At 39.3% G+C, this 234-nt stretch carries 1 pseudogene; it reads left to right on the top strand.

Annotated features, from left to right (window positions below):
• Positions 1-234 (top strand): annotated as a pseudogene (locus tag CBI42_RS12100) (phosphate ABC transporter substrate-binding protein); the annotation flags it as partial.

Raw genomic sequence — 234 nt, 5'->3', positions numbered from 1 at the left:
TGAAGGTGCCAAAGCAGTTAAGGCCCAAGAACAAGATTCAAACGGTACTGTTCAAAAGATTGTTTCAACAACACCAGGTACTATCAGTTACTTAGCCTTCTCATACGTTAACAGCAAGCTTAAAGCATTGTCAGTTAACAATGTAAAGCCAACTGATGCCAATGTAACAACCAACAAGTGGAAGATCTGGTCATATGAACATATGTACACTAAGGGTCAACCAAACAAAGCAAC

Source organism: Streptococcus sp. KR (assembly GCF_002238115.1).
Lineage (GTDB): Bacteria > Bacillota > Bacilli > Lactobacillales > Streptococcaceae > Streptococcus.
Note: the sequence above shows the minus strand (reverse complement) of the source record. Positions and strands in the feature narration are given on the sequence as shown.